General features: G+C 48.8%; 15 protein-coding genes. 10 read left to right on the forward strand and 5 right to left on the reverse strand.

Features of this window, described 5'->3' with window-relative positions:
- Nucleotides 1-30: 30 nt before the first annotated feature.
- From guaB to EHO61_RS13705, 3 genes are all read left to right on the forward strand, one after another.
- Nucleotides 31-1,557, forward strand: a complete 1,527-nt coding sequence (guaB, locus tag EHO61_RS13695; RefSeq protein WP_135814113.1) for an IMP dehydrogenase — start codon at nucleotides 31-33, stop codon at nucleotides 1,555-1,557.
- 64 nt (nucleotides 1,558-1,621) lie between these two features.
- Nucleotides 1,622-2,392, forward strand: a complete 771-nt coding sequence (locus EHO61_RS13700; RefSeq protein WP_210415347.1) for an outer membrane lipoprotein-sorting protein — start codon at nucleotides 1,622-1,624, stop codon at nucleotides 2,390-2,392.
- 1 nt (nucleotide 2,393) lies between these two features.
- A complete protein-coding gene (locus EHO61_RS13705; RefSeq protein ID WP_135814114.1) occupies nucleotides 2,394-3,095 on the forward strand; it encodes a 16S rRNA (uracil(1498)-N(3))-methyltransferase in 702 nt (233 codons plus the stop codon).
- A gap of 2 nt (nucleotides 3,096-3,097) precedes the next feature.
- On the opposite strand, the gene EHO61_RS13710 is transcribed toward EHO61_RS13705, so the two are convergent.
- A complete protein-coding gene (locus EHO61_RS13710) occupies nucleotides 3,098-3,484 on the reverse strand; it encodes a hypothetical protein (protein WP_246032136.1) in 387 nt (128 codons plus the stop codon).
- Between the two features lie 57 nt (nucleotides 3,485-3,541).
- On the opposite strand from EHO61_RS13710, the gene thiS reads away from it, so the two are divergent.
- The 3 genes from thiS (at nucleotide 3,542) to EHO61_RS13725 (ending at nucleotide 5,316) form a co-directional block, all read left to right on the forward strand.
- A complete protein-coding gene (thiS, locus tag EHO61_RS13715) occupies nucleotides 3,542-3,742 on the forward strand; it encodes a sulfur carrier protein ThiS (RefSeq protein ID WP_135814115.1) in 201 nt (66 codons plus the stop codon).
- 22 nt (nucleotides 3,743-3,764) lie between these two features.
- The gene (locus EHO61_RS13720; protein ID WP_135814246.1) at nucleotides 3,765-4,427 is read left to right on the forward strand and encodes a thiamine phosphate synthase; all 663 of its coding nucleotides are present in this window, start codon (nucleotides 3,765-3,767) and stop codon (nucleotides 4,425-4,427) included.
- Between the two features lie 61 nt (nucleotides 4,428-4,488).
- Nucleotides 4,489-5,316: a WecB/TagA/CpsF family glycosyltransferase gene (locus EHO61_RS13725; protein ID WP_135769349.1), complete on the forward strand. Its 828-nt coding sequence runs from the start codon at nucleotides 4,489-4,491 to the stop codon at nucleotides 5,314-5,316.
- 7 nt (nucleotides 5,317-5,323) lie between these two features.
- On the opposite strand, the gene EHO61_RS13730 is transcribed toward EHO61_RS13725, so the two are convergent.
- Nucleotides 5,324-9,028, reverse strand: a complete 3,705-nt coding sequence (locus tag EHO61_RS13730; RefSeq protein WP_135814116.1) for a tetratricopeptide repeat protein — start codon at nucleotides 9,026-9,028, stop codon at nucleotides 5,324-5,326.
- A gap of 128 nt (nucleotides 9,029-9,156) precedes the next feature.
- Here EHO61_RS13730 and EHO61_RS13735 point away from each other — a divergent pair, with 128 nt between their 5' ends.
- Together EHO61_RS13735 and EHO61_RS13740 are read left to right on the forward strand one after the other, a co-directional pair.
- Entirely contained in the window at nucleotides 9,157-10,029 is an 873-nt protein-coding gene (locus EHO61_RS13735; RefSeq protein WP_135769347.1) for an early set domain-containing protein, read from the forward strand.
- Between the two features lie 69 nt (nucleotides 10,030-10,098).
- Entirely contained in the window at nucleotides 10,099-10,824 is a 726-nt protein-coding gene (locus EHO61_RS13740; protein ID WP_135814117.1) for a hypothetical protein, read from the forward strand.
- A 21-nt stretch (nucleotides 10,825-10,845) separates the two neighbouring features.
- Here the strand turns inward: EHO61_RS13740 and trxB are convergent, their stop codons facing one another.
- On the reverse strand, nucleotides 10,846-11,793 hold the full coding sequence (trxB, locus tag EHO61_RS13745; RefSeq protein ID WP_135814118.1) for a thioredoxin-disulfide reductase: 948 nt from the start codon (nucleotides 11,791-11,793) through the stop codon (nucleotides 10,846-10,848).
- 166 nt (nucleotides 11,794-11,959) lie between these two features.
- Here trxB and EHO61_RS13750 point away from each other — a divergent pair, with 166 nt between their 5' ends.
- Together EHO61_RS13750 and EHO61_RS13755 are read left to right on the forward strand one after the other, a co-directional pair.
- Complete coding sequence (locus EHO61_RS13750) at nucleotides 11,960-13,237, forward strand: LA_2490 family SGNH/GDSL-type esterase (RefSeq protein WP_135814119.1); 1,278 nt, start codon at nucleotides 11,960-11,962, stop codon at nucleotides 13,235-13,237.
- The gene (locus EHO61_RS13755) at nucleotides 13,227-14,660 is read left to right on the forward strand and encodes an MBOAT family O-acyltransferase (protein WP_135814120.1); all 1,434 of its coding nucleotides are present in this window, start codon (nucleotides 13,227-13,229) and stop codon (nucleotides 14,658-14,660) included. The genes EHO61_RS13750 and EHO61_RS13755 overlap by 11 nt, the downstream gene beginning before the upstream one ends.
- On the opposite strand, the gene EHO61_RS13760 is transcribed toward EHO61_RS13755, so the two are convergent.
- Nucleotides 14,657-15,670 carry an LA_2486 family SGNH/GDSL-type esterase gene (locus tag EHO61_RS13760; protein WP_135814121.1) on the reverse strand — a complete coding sequence of 338 codons (1,014 nt, stop codon included), beginning with the start codon at nucleotides 15,668-15,670 and terminating at the stop codon, nucleotides 14,657-14,659. The two genes, EHO61_RS13755 and EHO61_RS13760, sit on opposite strands and share 4 nt — an antisense overlap.
- Complete coding sequence (locus EHO61_RS13765; RefSeq protein WP_246032137.1) at nucleotides 15,667-16,173, reverse strand: tetratricopeptide repeat protein; 507 nt, start codon at nucleotides 16,171-16,173, stop codon at nucleotides 15,667-15,669. The genes EHO61_RS13760 and EHO61_RS13765 overlap by 4 nt, the downstream gene beginning before the upstream one ends.
- Nucleotides 16,174-16,246 lie beyond the last annotated feature (73 nt).

Below are 16,246 nucleotides of genomic sequence, written 5' to 3' on the forward strand. Positions count from 1 at the left end.
TCGTTTTGATGTAATAGGTAAGGTACACTAATGTCAAACCAATCTTACCGCGACTCCCAATTTTTAGACGGCCTTTCGGGCGAAGAGCTTTTCAACATACAGATCGGGCTTACGTACAGGGACTTTTTGGTCCTGCCCGGCTTTATCGATTTTCATCCGTCCGAAGTCGAACTGGAAACCAGGCTTACAAAAAAAATCCGGTTAAAACGTCCCTTCGTAAGTTCCCCTATGGACACGGTTACCGAATCCTCTATGGCCATCGCTCAGGCGTTGATGGGGGGAATCGGAATCATTCATTACAATAATACGATCGACCAACAGGTGTCGGAAGTCACGAAAGTGAAACGGTTCGAAAACGGTTTTATCACCGATCCGGTCGTTTTAGGTCCGAAACATTCCATCCACGATCTGGACAGAATCAAAGAGAAACACGGATTTACCGGCATTCCTATCACGGAAGACGGGACCAGAAACTCGAAGCTGATCGGGATCGTTACCAACCGGGACATCGATTTCGAACGGGAAAGGAACATCACTGTGGACAAGGTGATGACCACCGAAGTCATTACGGGAAAAGCCGGAATCACTTTAAAAGAAGCGAACGACATTATCAAAAAGGAAAAAATCGGAAAGCTCCCGATCATCGATAAGGACGGCAGGTTGGTTTCCTTGGTAAGTCGATCCGACTTAAAGAAGAACAAGGATTTTCCGGATTCGTCCAAGGACGAAAACAAGCGACTCCGTTGCGGAGCCGCCGTCTCCACGTTGCCCGAGTCCAGAGATAGGGTCGCGGCTCTGTACGAAGCGGGGGTCGACGTGATTTTCATCGATTCCGCCCAAGGAAATTCCATCTATCAGATCGAGATGCTGAAGTTCATCAAAGCGAATTTTCGGAATCTGGAAGTGGTGGGAGGAAACGTAGTCACTAGAGGGCAGGCGGAAAATCTCATTCAGGCCGGAGCGGACGGACTCAGGATCGGTATGGGACCAGGCTCCATCTGCATCACGCAGGATACGATGGCGGTCGGTAGAGCTCAGGCAACTGCTGTCTACCAAACCGCTTTCCATGCGGCGAAACATGACGTTCCCGTGATCGCGGACGGTGGAATTTCGAATATAGGCGATATCGCCAACGCTCTAGCGATCGGAGCTTCCGCCTGTATGATGGGTTTTATGTTTGCCGGAACGAACGAGGCTCCCGGAGAATACTTTTACGAAAACGGAATCCGTCTCAAGAAGTATAGAGGAATGGCCAGTATTGAAGCCATGAAAGCGGGCGGAGACAAACGATATTTCAACGAAGGACAAAAGGTCAAAGTCGCCCAAGGGGTGAGCGGTTCCGTGGTAGACAGGGGCTCCATTCTGAATTTTATTCCTTATTTAAGCCAAGGAATTCGGCTTTCCTTCCAGGATATGGGCTATAAAAGCATCCAGGAACTTCACAAAGGACTGAGGGAAGGAAAACTGAGATTCGAAAGGAGAAGCGAATCCGCTCAGGCCCAGGGTTCGGTTCATAGCCTGTATTCCTACAGCGCTCCCAGTCTGAGGGCCGAATAGATTCCGACAGGGTCCTTCTCCGATCCGAAAGAGGTCTGTAGAATTGCAAAGATTCCGTCCTAAACTGGCCGTTTTAGCCGCTTTGGTTCTCTTGGCTTCCGTGGTAAGCCATGCCCAGACCTCCCAGGAAAAAAATAGGGTGGCGCAGGAATTAGTGGCTCGGCTGGACCAGGCATTGCTGAAGACGGAAGGGTTGGTCAAGGCAAATCTGATTTTGATAAAGCGGTCCGGAGACAGTTGGACTTGGGACATGAGCGTCTTCCGGAAAGGAGAGGATTCTCTCTCCCTCTTCGAAAGCAAGGGACGGGGATTAGAATACAAAATCCTCTTCAAGGAAGACGGGGAATTGATCTACGCGTTCAACGCACTTTCGCGGAAGATCTTCCGGAAAACCGACGAAGAAAAATACGAAAGTCATCTGAGCACTGGATTCAGTTTCGTAGACCTTTCCGGGAATTCCTACCAGGCGAACTACAATCCGGTAGTCCAAAGCGATCTGGAAGTGGGCGGAAAAAAAATGAAACGGGTAGCGATGAGGCCCATCGTTCCCTATTTTTATTCCAAGTTGGTGCTATTGTTGGAGCCCGAAAGTTTAAAGCCGATTCGATTGGATTTTCATGATAAGGACGGGGTTTTGTATAAGACGCTGAACATCAAATACGGTCCGATCAAGGTAAAAGCCAAACAGAAAGTGACGAAAGAAGACCTTGCGAGCAGGTTGGAAATGCTGGATTTGAATACCGGTTCTATTAGTGTTTTAGAATATACGGAAGTGGATCGGGACGTAAAACCGGATCCTTCACTCTTCGAACTGGAAAACCTGAACCGACTTTAAGATGTCGTCGACGGAAGCGGTTTTTTTTAGGCCGGGTTTTTTGCCGGAAGCGGATCTAAAGCTTTTGCCGGAAGAAATTTCCCATCTCAAAGCCTTGCGAATCTTCCAGGAGGATAAGATCGTAATCCTGAAGGACGGCAAGGGACTCAGTTGTTTTTTCCGGGTTCCGACCTCCTCTTCTAAAGGACAATTCCTGAAGAGCGAAACTCGAGAGGACCTTTCTCGACCCGCCGTGATCGCCACCGCGATTCCGAAAGGGAATCGATTGGAATGGTTGATTCAGAAAGGAACGGAACTCGGAATTACGAAATTCATCTTTTTGAATTTTGCACATTCGGATCGCAGGGATTTGAATCCCGAAAGAATGGGTAAGGTGGCTGCCGAAGCTTGCGCTCAATCCGGTCGGGACTTTTTACCTTCGATCCGCGGCCCGTTGGAACTCTCTGCATTTTTGGAAGAAAGTCGGAAAGAGGGATCCGAATTGATCGTTTTGGATCCGACGGGAAAGGAATTTTTAGGTCCGGAAACCGTTCAAGGTAAAATCCCGGTAATCGGACCGGAAGGCGGCTTTCGGGCGGAGGAGAAAGAGCTTTTTGAAAGAGAGAAAGTCCGGAACTACAGCGCCGGGGATTCCATTCTTAGAATCGAAACCGCAGGAATCTATGCGGCTTCTCTTTTTAGGGCGTTCCTAACGCGGAGCTGAACCTATTTGCCCACTCCGTTCGAGCCGAGGATCAACAAGCAGTTCGTATAATTGTTTCCGCAATCACGTTTGCATGCTTGCTGGAGCTGGAGGCATAGAGTGGAAATATTGCAAGCGGTGTTGCAGTTGGAAAGACAGGTGTTCATTTGCAGAGCGTTGTCCGGAGTAACGGAAGCGCCGTACAAGTTTTCGCAATTCAATTTGCATGCGGTATAGCCGCCGCCTACGCACCCCGCTAGATACGTATTCATTGCGGTTCCTTTTATATCTCTTTCTTTGTGTTCGCAGGCAGTTAAAAAAATCGCCGATGTAATCAAAAGAATCCGTAAAAGCAGGGCCATATATGTAATAGGTTTTCGCTCGGGAAGGTACGGTAAACTAAAAAACATTCGACGGGTTTCCGTTCTCGATCGGAATAGAAGCAGAATTAGACCGAGGTGCATGATATGTTCGTAAACGGAAAGCGGATCTTGGTCGGGGATCTTTCCTCCCCGGATATAGTCGCCTTATTGGAATCTCTTAGACTGAAGCCTGAAATGGTCGCAATCCAACGAAACGGGGAAATCGTAAAACGGGAGAGTTGGTCGGGAGTGGAATTACAAGAAGGAGATCGAATCGAAATTCTGAAATTCGTCGGGGGCGGTTAAAATCCTTGTGAAAATTCTTTCCATGCACAAAAGGCCGAGAAATTCTTTCTGGAGAGATCCGGGAATATACCCCATTCTCGATTTGGAATATTGTGCAAAATTCGGAAAGGATCCCTCCGAATTGGCGGCACTTTGGAATCGGCATCGTTCTTACGTTCCTTTTTACCAGCTCCGTGCCAAAAAGGAAACGATCCCGAATATCATCCAACTCTATAGAAAGTTACGTCTGCAATTTCCGGAATTCCCCTTGATCTTGAATGATTATGCCGACCTTGCCTTGGAGTTGAATTGTTTCGGCTTGCATCTCGGCAAGGAGGACTACGAAAATTCGGATCGGTTCCTACGCAAACGTCTGTCCGAAAGCGGTTTATTTTTGGGGACTTCCTCACATACTCTGGAAGAACTCGCCAACCTGGGGGAGGAATTTTGGGATTATACAGGCTTCGGTCCGGTGTTTGCGACTTCCTCCAAAGAGGGAGCTCGTCCGACGCTAGGATCCGAAATTCTGGGAGAAACCTTGAAAATCAGCCGGATTCCCGTGACTCCTATCGGAGGAATCGATTCCTCGACTCTCCCTGCCGTTTTGGAAAAAGGGAACTTTATAGTCGCCATGATCTCGGGGGCGTCCGAACCCGCGGATTTTCTGCGTTCTATTCGACTCTTGGAGAAAGTGAGAAACGAATAGATCCGAAAATGTGAGCGAACTTTCAATTGACTTAGAGATTATGTCCAGCAGGATGCTCCGTATGAAGCAACCTGGGGAAATCCGTCACCTCTCTGCGAAAGACGACCGAGATTATCTTCTAGATTATCAATCTCTAGATATAGACAATCTGGAAAAGACGGACATTTTAGGCGTTCCTTTCGAGAATGCCAGCCTGGACGAGGCGGTGGCCAAAATCTATCATTTGATGGAGGAGAAGGACCACTACCATCACGTTCTTCTGTTGGACCCGGTCAAGACCATGGCCTTGCGCAAGGGAAAGAAACTCCATAGAATCGCGCAGAAAGCGAGCCTGATTTTGGCGGAGGGAGCCGGATTGCAATGGGCCGCTAGACGCCTGGGAGGCGAACTCAAGGAAAGGATCCCGACCATAGCTTTGATGATGGATTTGGTCCGGTTGTGCGAGTTGCGTAATTACTCCATTTTCCTGTTGGGCGGAAAAGAAGATATTATAGAAAAAGTATATTTTAATCTTTCCAGACATTTTCCCGGGGTCCGTATCGTGGGTCGTCACGCCGGATACATGAACACTCAGAGGGAACTTTTAGTGAAGGAATCCATTCGAAAGACCAGTCCGAATATTATATTTCTTGCAATGGATTTTCCCGACCAGGAGATTTGGATCGAGAATAACACCGCGTTCTTCGGTCATGCGGTGGTGATCGGAGTGGCAGGTGCCATGGATATCCTCTCCGGGAAAGTCCGGAAGGCCCCGAATTTCTTTAAATTGAAAGGACTCACTTGGTTTTGGAGGATCCTTGTCCGGCCCTGGAGGTTGATCCGACTCAGTAGGATGATCGGTTTCTTCCTTTTCGTCTGGGTGAAATCCCTCTTCCAAAAAAGGAAGTAATCGGCCGTTATTTCCGAACCAGGTCCCGGATCGATTCCAAAGTCGGAGCCACCCAGTCTTCCAACAGAGGGTTTCTGTGTAAAGCCTCCCGCTTGAAGAGTAGATCCTTGTTGGATAGAGCGATTTCGCTCGAATCTCCGATTTTTCTGGCCGTTTCCACAGCTTTCCAGTAATTCTGCAGAGCTTCCGCAGTGTAGGATTCCGACTGCTGGGAGCCTGCGTTTCTGGCCAGAATTTCATAACATGCGCCTATGTTATTATAGGCGGCGGTCAGCGTTTGGTACACTTCCTGGTGGTAAGGATCGTCCGATTTCGGAGTTCCCATTCCCGGAATTCTCTCCTCCATATCCTCTTTGACTCTGAGGAAATAACCTAAGGCGGTCTTGGTCTGTTTAGTGTACAGCAGCGCGTTCCCTTTACCCATCATTAGGGTAGCATTGTAATATTCATCCTTGTCTTCGAATCCGGTCCAATCGACCAGGGCCTTATCGAAATCCGAATCCATGTATTCGACCCAACCGCGGAAAAATTTCATTTCCCTTAAAAGGTGAGGGGAGAGTTCCCTTCTCCACTTGCGGATCAATTCGTATTTTGGCTCGTCAGAATCCACTCTGGAAAATTCGATAAGCGAAGCTCTTAATTCGTTACGTCGGTTCTTCCGTTCTTCCTCTTCCTTCAGGACGGAGAGGCTTTTTCCGTCATCTTCCGTTCTTGCACGAAAAGGATAAATTTTTCTTCCGGGAAACTCCTTAATGGATTCCCGGTTGGACAGACCTGCTGAGGAAAGATAACGGATCTTTCCCTGATCGAAATGGATTCTGTTCGGATTTCCCTCGTAAAGAGTTTCGTCTTCGTCCCTCGTGCCGAACCAGTTCGCGCTTCTGTCGTATCTCTCTTCCGCTTCTTTTAACAGAGCCCGCGCCTCGTCGAAATTCCCGACTCGAATCGAATGTTCCGCTAATTCCAGGACCGCCAACCAATGTTTGCCGTCCAGACTAGCCGCTTTTTCGAAGAACCTTCTTGCCTGAACGTTTTCCTTTAACGCAAGATAATAAAGGCCACGCTGGTAATAACCTTCGGCATAATCCTTGCCTTCGATTTCCACCTTGGTTCTCTCATCCTCTTCGGATTTGCGATAAATGGTGTCCAAGAGTCTGAGCGCGCTCTCTTCGATTTCGATTCCGGAGACTTGGTCCACGGGATTGATATTGTATTTGATCCTTAATTCTTCGGGATCCAAGGACGTATAGAACGAGGCGAGTTTTGCCATCGTAAAGAACGGTAAATCCGACTCCATATCCAAATTTCCCCTCAGGAGTCGGTGGTGGTTCAGGACGAACTGAGGATCTCCGCTCTCCTTCCACATTTCGATATAAGTGGAAATCAAACCGGATTGGCCCGTTACGCTTTTGGGATTAGCTTCTACGATTCGATTGTAAAACGAAGCCGCTTTTCCGAATTCGCGACGATTGTAATAGATTTTACCGATTCCCGCGGTGGCTTTTTCGTCGTAAGGACTTTCCCCATCCGTGAACACCCGTCGGTAGTAGTCGACCGCCAAAGAATCGTTTTTGAATTTTCCCCGTTTGCCTTCGGGCTCCGCAAAATCCGGAGTGATTTGGGAATGGAACCATCCTAGGTTTCTGTACGTATCGTTGTCGTGGATCTTTTCCTTTAAACGCATTACAAGAAAAGCCCCCGCCGTCATGACTTTACGAGGGGTCTTTTCCTGATCCAAAAGAAAACGTATGCCTTCCTTTCCTTGGTTGATTCCTAAAGGACGTTTCAACTTCTTATCGTTCCAAGTCTCTCCCGAGGCCAAACGTACGAGGGGAGCGTTTTCACGACGGCTCCAGGAATTCGTGGAAGGACCGAATCCTAGGTCCGGTTCGATTCGGCCGAAGAGTTTTTCGTAGGCGAGTTCGTACTCTCCGGCGCGGCTATATTCGATTCCGTACAGATTCAGATATTTCAGATTGTTCGGCAGGATTTCCGCGCCCTTGTCGAAATGGTTTTCGATCTGAATCAGATACCTTTTTCGGTCCTCTTCGCCGAGTTGTCCCAAAATCTTTTTGGAACCCATTTCGCGGATCTGTTCCAATCCACTTTCGTAATGTTGCGAGGCTTGTTTGGGGCGGATGATCCCGAAATAGGTAAAATAAGCTCCGAACGCGAACAATAAGGCAGCGGCTAACGTATAGACGGTTCTGCGGATCCGTTTGCGTCTTTCGACCAAGCCTTCTTTCGTAAAGATCGGATCGGAGGAAATAATAGGAACACCGTCGGCGGAATAGGCGCCGCTTTTATCCACCACGCTGACGGAAGTTCCGAGCGCCGAGGAAAGGAAAGACGCAACGTCTTCCGGGTTGCTTTCCACCTTGATGAGTTCTAATAAATCTCTCTGGGATTTTTTAGAGAGTTTGTCCTGGACGATGGATTCGATAACCGTCCTTCGGAGCAAAGGAGGATAACGCAGGATCTCTTTCTGTATGATCGCTAATTCTTCGTCGGAAAGAGACTTGTCCAGTTCCTCTCTTTCGTCTCCTCCCAAAGATCGGAGGTCGTCCTCGAAGGAGGGGGCCTCCGTATCGCTTTCCCCTTCCGCATCCAAATCGGGGGAAAAGCTGGTAAAGTCGGAACCTTCGGGACCTCCACCCAAATCCATTTCGGATACCGGTTCGGACGCAAAGTCCGCAAAAGGATCCGCTTCGGGTAAGGAAGTCGCTCCCGACAAGTCGGAGAAAGGATCCTGGCTCCCTGTGCCTGAAACGGGTGCAAAGTCCGAAAAAGGATCCGATTCTTGCGGATGAGGTTCACTATCGAAGGAAGAAGGTTCCGGAGAAGAATCGAAACCTAGGTCTCCGAAATCGGTTTCCTTTTCGGAGACCGGCGCCGCGGCAAACGGATCTCCCTCTTCCAATCCGAACTCGTCTCCGGGAGCGGATTCCATAGCGCCGGCATCGAAGTCGGCAAACGGATCTTCCGTGTCCGTTCCTCCGAAGTCCGAAACGGGAGTCGTTCCTTCCCCCAGTCCCGCAAACGGATCTTCTTCTTCAAGGGAGGGGGAGGATGGAACCGCTTCGAAGTCCTCGAGGCCGGTGTCCGTTCCGCCGAAAGGATCGGATTCCGCGGATTGAAAATCCTCGCTAGGCGCGGAATCGAAAGGCGCATCCAATTCTTGATTGGAGTCTAAACCGGAAAATGGATCTCCTTCTCCCATTCCAAAATCGTCCGTGGCCGCGGGCGTTTCGCCGAAATCGGGCGCTTCTTCCGGTTCGGTTTCCGGAGAAGGAAAATCGAAATCTCCTTCCTCGTCGCTCGTTTCGGAGGGGGAAGAATCCATGTCCGCAAACGGATCTTCTTCGGCGGGAGGAGTCTCCGATGCCGGCTGGTTTAATAGTTCGTCTAAATCGATGTCGTCTTCATCCGAAAACGAAAGAGGTTTCGGCCTTCCCGCAGAGGGACGAGGGCTCTCTTCTTCCTCTTCTGCTTCTCCGAATTCATCGGACGGTTCCTCGGAAGAACCTTCCTCACCGTTTTCCGGTTCGTCCCCGATCGAGATGGGCATGGAAAAACCCATCTTGTCCCGGAATACGGGCTGCATCGGATTCAGGTCGTCCGAGGCGTCCGGATTTCGGTTCAGAGGATCCAGAATGGAATTGATCTGCTCCAAATCTTGGGGTGAATATTCTGGAGATGAAGGCTCAGCCATAAAGTCCTTAAGGATACTATCGGCTTCCTAAAAAAAGATCAAAGAATTTTTCCTTATGTCGGATCGATCCGGCGGGCTCCGGAAATCCGCTTAGGGTTTCCCGGAATTGTTTCGACAATCCCAACAGAATGATTCCAGCCAATAAAACCAAGGTAATTCTATTTCTCACGTTGATTCTTACATTTGCCCTGGCGGCGGACGAGGCGGAGGACTGGATCGGTTCCTTTCGCTCCGTGGATTTCGAGGAAGGGGAAGAAGCCCTTGCAGAAGAAAAGATCTATTATTTCTGGCAGATGGAAAATCTAAAAAAAGCCGTTCCTCCCCGTTTTATCAGATACGTCGATACGGCGACCTCCCTTAGGACGGGAAAATTGCTGAACCGCGGAGTTTTATTCACGTACGAAGGCCTGCAGAACGACGAAGTGAGCGTTTGCGGTGAATTCAACCATTGGCAGTGCGTTCCTTTAACCAAGAATGATAAGGGAGTATTTTACGGGATTCTGGATCTTGTGGGAGATACCGCATATGATCCTAAGCCCGCATACGAGTACAAATTCCGAGTGGACGGTCTCTTTACCCACGATCCGGGAAACCCAGATACCTTCGAGGACGGAAGCGGTTCCCTCGTATCCAGGATCGCTTACAGACACGGCGGCCCGAACAAGCAAGTCAGTACCAGAGTTTTGGAAGACTCCCCCCTGGAAGAAAAGGAGTTCAGGACGGTTGAATTCAGGATTTATCAGCCCCAGGCGGAGGCAGTGACGTTAGTGGGGGATTTTAATCACTGGGATCCCGAAGCGGATTTCATGGAGAGGGAGAGGAACGGGATTTTCAGAATCGTAAAAAAACTGAAACCGGGAGAATACCTTTATAATTTCGTTGTGGATGGGAAAGTGATCCCGGACACCTACAATCCCTTGACTCTACTTCGGGAAGATACAGGTGAAATCTCCTCCGCGTTAAACGTGCCGGAGAGATCCGGTGTACTGGAACGAAAATAGGACGCGGAATCGGATCCATAAAAGTGGATTGACCGGTACGCTAGTTGCCCGGCACCTTTGCATCCGGTTATGGAAAAGCTCCGCGTATCAGTATATTTAATCATCGGGATCATCGTCGTGATTCTGGCGTACGCTTTGTTAAAGAGCTGGTTCGTCTACGACCGGGGGATAGAGATCTCCAAATCCTCCTCTAAAAAGAGCGAAACCGTTTATGTGGAGCCCGACGACGATTTACTGGAACACTCCTCTGTGGCCTGGGATCGGTTTTTGTACTATCCTCTGAATCTGAACCGGGATAGGGAAAATTTCGGACCTAGAAAAACTCTCAACCACGCTCAAAATCTGGTCGTAGTGGATCTGTTAAACGGAAAGATCCGCAAAGTGTTCGGGAAAAGCATCTATATCTGGGACTATTTTTACGGAACGGAACAGGAGAGTAAGTCGGGTTCATCCGAAATTACGGAAGCGAATCCGGACGTTTTTCCAGGATTAAAGACGGGGAGAAAATTCATCGTTGTAGGAATGCCGGACGACACGAACAAGGACGGGTATCTCAACCAAAAGGATCTCAAGAAAGTTTTCGTTTACGACCCGATTTCCGAGGATCTCATCCAGGTCCTTCCCAAAAAGTATTATCTGGAAAAATTCCTCCAGGATTCTCCCAAGGATCGCATCGTGATGATTGTTCGAAAAGAGGAGGAAACCGGGGCGAAAGAAAAGAAAAAACCTTCTTTGCCCACGGTATTCATCTACGATACCTCTTCCCAAAAAGGGACTTTAGTCGCAAGACCCTGAAAGAGTTTCGCGGCTAGGATATTATTCCTCTCTTGCTTCGAGCCAACGTTCCGCTTCGAGAGCCGCCATACAACCGGATCCCGCTGCGGTAATCGCTTGTCTATATGTTTTGTCCTGTACGTCTCCCGCCGCAAAGACTCCTTCCACGCTGGTTTTGGTCGTTCCGGGAACGGTTTTGATATAGCCTGTTTCGTCCAGATCCAATTGGCCTTGGAAAATTTCCGTATTCGGTTTGTGTCCGATGGCATAGAAGAGTCCGCCTACGGACAGATCTCTCGTGTTTCCCGAAACGACATCCTTGACTTTTAGGGAAGTGAGTTGGTTACCGTTTCCGGTGGCACCTTCTACAGTCGTATTCCATAATATTTCGATTTTAGGATGGGTAGTCGCGCGTTTCTGCATGATCTTGGACGCCCGAAGAGAATCCCTTCTATGCACTAGATACACTTTCGAGGCGAATTTCGTGAGGTGAGAAGCTTCTTCCACCGCGGAATCTCCTCCGCCGATTACCGCCAATTCCTTATTTCTATAAATGGGGAGGGCTCCGTCGCAAACGGCGCAGGCGGAAATCCCTTTTTGCCAATAGGAATCTTCTCCCGGGATAAACATCCTTTTGGCGGTCGCGCCAGTCGCGATAATGATTGCATCCGCCTGGATGAGTTCCTCGTCCGACCAAAGTTTGAACGGACGAGAAGAAAAATCCACCTTAGTGATGTTTTGCGTATGGATCGTAGTTCCGTACTTTTCCGATTGAGAGCGGAACAGTTGTGTTAATTGGGTTCCGTCTATCCCTTCCGGAAATCCGGGAAAGTTCTCCACTTCGGTAGTCGTAGTCAACTGTCCTCCGGCTGCGATTCCTCCTGCCATAAATCCTTCGTAGAGGACAGGCTTTAAATTGGCTCGAGCCGCATAAATTGCGGCAGTGTGGCCTGCCGGACCGGAACCGATGATGACGACTTTGTGAGACATAGGAACAGACCTCTATATGTTTAGAATGATTCTAAATTAACTGTACTGTTTAGACCGGTTTCTTGTAAAGTAGATCTTTTTTTCCGGATGGATTCCTGGAGCTTAGGTTCTCATCTACCGAAATGGCTTGCCAGTCTAGCCCTGTCCTCGATGCTTTCCCGTATTCATGAATTTTGCGAAAAAGGCGGGATGGGCCCTCTTTTTAGGGGGAATTGCCTTCCTCGGGACGGAGATCGGACTTCGGTTTCTAAAAGCTCCCTCCCTTCAGTATTATAGAGACCTTAAAATACTGCACAAATATCACCCGGAATACTACGTGGACTTGGAACCGAACCAGTCCGTGTTCGTACGCCATTTTGCCGGAAAATGGGAAGGAAGGATCTCCACGAATTCCCTAGGACTCCGGGGAACCAAAGACCCAGTACCCGGAAAGCCGAAATTGCTCTGCCTTGGAGACAGCTTGGTCATGGGATTCGGAGTCACGGACGAGGATACTTTTTGTTCCCTTTTGGACGGAATCCGATTGAAAGGGATCGAATACCAAACCTTGAATTTAGGCGTGGATGCCTACGGATCATCGGGTTCCCATCTTCGTTTAAAGGAAATCGTTTCCCGACTAGATTCCGTTTCGGAAGTACTATTTTTTATTTCTCCTAACGATTTCGACATGCCCGAGGCTTTAGCCGCGAAGGGAATCCTTCCGGACGATCAAACGGACGCGATACGCGAAACGGACCAGAATTACAGAAGAAATTTCAGAATCCAGTTCGAGTTGACCAAACACTCCTACGCTTTGCAGGCTCTAAAACTTGCCTGGGAACAATTGAACGTTACCGCTTCCGTTACGAAGTTGAGCATAGAGAAGGAGATCCGATCGGCGGGATTTTCCTCCTCATCCGGTCGAGACGAAACCGTGGGATCCTATTTGAAAAATTCCTTTTATCGTCCGCCTCCTCGTCCGGATTGTTCCATTGAATACTCAAAGGCTCCGGTTGCGACGCTTTCGCCCGTCTGTCCCGAACCGGTTCCTACAGACATTCGGTGCGAAGATCATCCTCCTTCCGTATCCGAGCTGCAACCTTTGCCCGAGCTGACGCGAAGGAGTTACGACGGAATGATCCGGCTTGCGAAAGAAAAGGGATTCCGTCTTGTACCGGTCATCGTTCCGATCCAGGTGGAAGAGATCTTTTGTCATACGAACGGAAAATACCACAAACTGGAAAACTATGCTCTCCGTGCCTCGGCCTATTTTGAAGGGAAAGGGGTTCCCGTACTCCGGTTAAAAAACGATACGAAACGAATGTGCAGAATCGAGCCGGGCGGGCGCAGAATCGGAATCTTGGATTATTATATTCCCGAGGACGGCCACTTCACGAAAATCGGGAACAAGTGGTTGGCGGACTCGCTTGCAAAACGTCTAGAGGAGCGGCCCTTTGCTCTTTAATTCCGTCCAATACCTGATATTCGCTCCCCTCGTTATTTTCGTTTATTTCGTACTCCCGGCGAGATTTCAGAAGTGGTGGCTATTCGCGGTCAGCCTGTATTTTTACGCGGTCTTCAAGATACCGTTCGTCGCGCTTCTCATCTACTCCATCGTGTTCACGTATTTTTGCGTGGTTTGGATGGATAGGATGAAAGGCAAATTCGGAAAATTATTTTTTTTGAATCTAGCGGTTTGGGGAAATCTAGTACTTTTGTATTTCTTTAAATACCTGGATTTTTCCTTCTCGGCTTGGAATACGATTCTAGGATTGCAACCCTGCGATTCCCTATATGCACATCCGTCCGGAGTCCTGCTTCCGATGGGGATTTCCTTTTTTACGTTACAAGCTATCGCGTATGCCGTGGACGTTTATCGCGGACATGTGGAAAGGGCAAAGAATCTATTCCAGTTCGGCCTGTTCTTAAGTTTCTTTCCGCAATTGGTTGCCGGTCCGATCATTCGGGCGCAAGACATGCTCCACCAATTTTTGGAAGAATACAGATTCCAAAAAGACAATCTTCTTCCCGGAATCCGCCAGGTCGCTTGGGGACTTTTTAAAAAAACCTTCGTTGCGGATCCTATCGCGACGATAATCGATCCGATTTACGGCAACCCTGCGGTCTACGGATGGGAGTCCTTGGTTTTGGCGGCGGTTCTATTTTCCCTGGAAGTCTACTGCGATTTTTCCGGTTATTCGGACGTTGCGATCGGAACGGGAAGAATCATGGGCTATCATATCCCGATCAATTTCCGCGAGCCGTTTTTATCCCAATCCGTTTCCGAATTGTGGAGAAGATGGCATATCTCTTTCAGTTCCTGGTTGCGGGAATACGTTTATATTCCATTGGGGGGAAATAAGGTCGCTATACCTCGGATGTACTTGAATCTATTCCTCACTACCTTCGTCAGCGGAATCTGGCACGGGGCGGACTGGAATTTCATCATTTGGGGAGGGTTTCATGCGCTCGTCATGGTGGTGGAAAGGTTTTTATTTTCCTGGCCTAGAATCGTCGCCGTTTGGGATAGGATTCCTCAAATCTTCAAGGTCTCGTACACCTTTCTATGTTTCTCATTTTCCATGTTTTTCTTCAGAGCGAGGGCGGTTCCCGGTTACGAAGGAAGTTTGGATGTGGCCTGGACCATGGTTACCCGAACTTTCGCGATTTCCGGAGGGTCTTCCGTGATCCATGTTCCCTTTTCGATTTTGGCTGCGGTGTTTGCTTTGCTGTTAGGAGATTATCTCGTGGATCGAAAGATTCCTTTCGTGGAAAAAATTTCGAATCGTCCCGTGTGGGTATATTCCGTTTCCGCAATCTTGGTTTCCATCTGCTTCATACTTTATAGCGTTACGGTAAGCCAGCCCTTCCTATACTTTCAATTTTAGCGTTTCGATACGTCTTGTTCTATGGCCTCCGCGATCCTAGCGTGCATCGTAGGATTCGGATGTCCGTCTCGCGGTAAAAAGAGCGGGGTAGAAGTCGATTTCCAAAAGGAAGATAGGCCGTCGCGAAGGTCTAGTACGGGAATTCCGTTTTGGCCGGCCAGCGATTTCAATTCTTCCAGTAACTGGGAGCGGAATACGGGAAGATATTCCAGATTCGGCTCCGGAACGAGCACAAGTACGAGAGGAAAACCGTTTTCTTTGCAAAAGGAAAATAAGGAAAGAAGTGCGGTCCTATGCGGATGGTTTGCCGTCAGAATGGGCGACAGGGATTCCGGAACCGATTCGATCCGATTTTCGGCCAATTCCGGTTTAAAGTTTTCCGATAGAATCTTGAGCGCGTCGAATAGGGCGCTGTATTTGGATAGGTAATAGGAAAGCCGGATGGAAAAGCGATTTTTCCCGGAATGTAACATCCTCTCTTCCCGAAAGGAATCCTCCAGATCGGAAATATGGTAGATCCAATAAGAGGATTTAGGCAATCCGAATGTGGAAGTATTCTCCCGTAATATATTTAGAATTCCTAATGTTCCGACCGAATCCACGCCTAGATTTCTCACGCGGAGGTTGGGCTTTCGCTCCGCCAGTCTCCAGGAAATCGTCTCCTCGTCCTGCACGAGATATCCCATGGCAACGGAATCCCCTACAATCCAAAGTTCCCTTTGCGGGAGCTTCGGTTCCTTTCCCGGTTCGTAGCTGATTCTTTCTCCGTATTCGTTCGTGCGTATCCTGTATCCGCGCTCTTTTTGGGGAAGATACAAATTCTTGTCCGAGTTCGGACAAAGCCGGATCCAAGGAATCCTTCCTTTCGAAAGACAATGAAGCCTCTTGTCTTCCAGGCGGAAAGAGATCGCAGGAAAGAGGGGAAGCCTCAGAAAAATCTCAGAAACGCCGATTAGAGCGAAGAGGATCAGGAGGAATTTTAGCGAGGTGCGGAAGTTGCGAAGGATCATTTTGCGGAAGGATCCGAATACATCCTGTCTTCGCATGCCCGGAACATGCGTCTGGAAGCGGGATTCGCATCCGGGATTCGGTTCTCTTGGAACCGTTTCCTTTCGGTAGGATTTTTTTTGCCTTCCAGCAGACATTCCCTCAGGAATTTGGCCAGGCTTTCCCTGTCCTTATCCCATCCTTTGGAAAAGGCGGTAAGGACTCTGTCGGCCTCCGTCTTGGATCCGGCGTTCAGATAGATTTCCAAGAGATACAACAGGATGTCGGGATTTTGAGGATCCTTGGTTAGCGCCTTTTCCAGATAGAGCGAGGAGGATCCGGGAGCTTGTCCGCTTTCCGCGAGCAGAATACCCATGTTCCGGTTCGCAGTCGCATTGTCCGGATTTTTTCTCAAAGCTAAATCATAATAATATAATGCTTCTGCGATGTTCCCTTGAGAGTGCTTCTGCCTGGCGATGTTCACCCATTCCTGCGAGGAATCACAATGGAAGCCGATTAGTGACATAAGTATGGCGGGAATATATCGGAACTTCTGTCTCATTTCCGTAGTTTTTTTCTATTTTTGATCGCAAAATCGG

This window comes from Leptospira fluminis (assembly GCF_004771275.1).
GTDB classification, from domain to species: domain Bacteria; phylum Spirochaetota; class Leptospiria; order Leptospirales; family Leptospiraceae; genus Leptospira_B; species Leptospira_B fluminis.

Excerpts from the sequence above, each read along its gene's own strand:
- guaB (WP_135814113.1), top strand. The coding sequence starts at position 31 with ATGTCAAACCAATCTTACCGCGACTCCCAATTTTTAGACGGCCTTTCG.
- EHO61_RS13705 (WP_135814114.1), top strand. The coding sequence starts at position 2,394 with ATGTCGTCGACGGAAGCGGTTTTTTTTAGGCCGGGTTTTTTGCCGGAA.
- EHO61_RS13710 (WP_246032136.1), bottom strand. The coding sequence starts at position 3,484 with ATGTTTTTTAGTTTACCGTACCTTCCCGAGCGAAAACCTATTACATAT.
- thiS (WP_135814115.1), top strand. The coding sequence starts at position 3,542 with ATGTTCGTAAACGGAAAGCGGATCTTGGTCGGGGATCTTTCCTCCCCG.
- EHO61_RS13720 (WP_135814246.1), top strand. The coding sequence starts at position 3,765 with ATGCACAAAAGGCCGAGAAATTCTTTCTGGAGAGATCCGGGAATATAC.
- EHO61_RS13725 (WP_135769349.1), top strand. The coding sequence starts at position 4,489 with ATGAAGCAACCTGGGGAAATCCGTCACCTCTCTGCGAAAGACGACCGA.
- EHO61_RS13730 (WP_135814116.1), bottom strand. The coding sequence starts at position 9,028 with ATGGCTGAGCCTTCATCTCCAGAATATTCACCCCAAGATTTGGAGCAG.
- EHO61_RS13735 (WP_135769347.1), top strand. The coding sequence starts at position 9,157 with ATGATTCCAGCCAATAAAACCAAGGTAATTCTATTTCTCACGTTGATT.
- EHO61_RS13740 (WP_135814117.1), top strand. The coding sequence starts at position 10,099 with ATGGAAAAGCTCCGCGTATCAGTATATTTAATCATCGGGATCATCGTC.
- trxB (WP_135814118.1), bottom strand. The coding sequence starts at position 11,793 with ATGTCTCACAAAGTCGTCATCATCGGTTCCGGTCCGGCAGGCCACACT.
- EHO61_RS13750 (WP_135814119.1), top strand. The coding sequence starts at position 11,960 with ATGAATTTTGCGAAAAAGGCGGGATGGGCCCTCTTTTTAGGGGGAATT.
- EHO61_RS13760 (WP_135814121.1), bottom strand. The coding sequence starts at position 15,670 with ATGATCCTTCGCAACTTCCGCACCTCGCTAAAATTCCTCCTGATCCTC.
- EHO61_RS13765 (WP_246032137.1), bottom strand. The coding sequence starts at position 16,173 with ATGTCACTAATCGGCTTCCATTGTGATTCCTCGCAGGAATGGGTGAAC.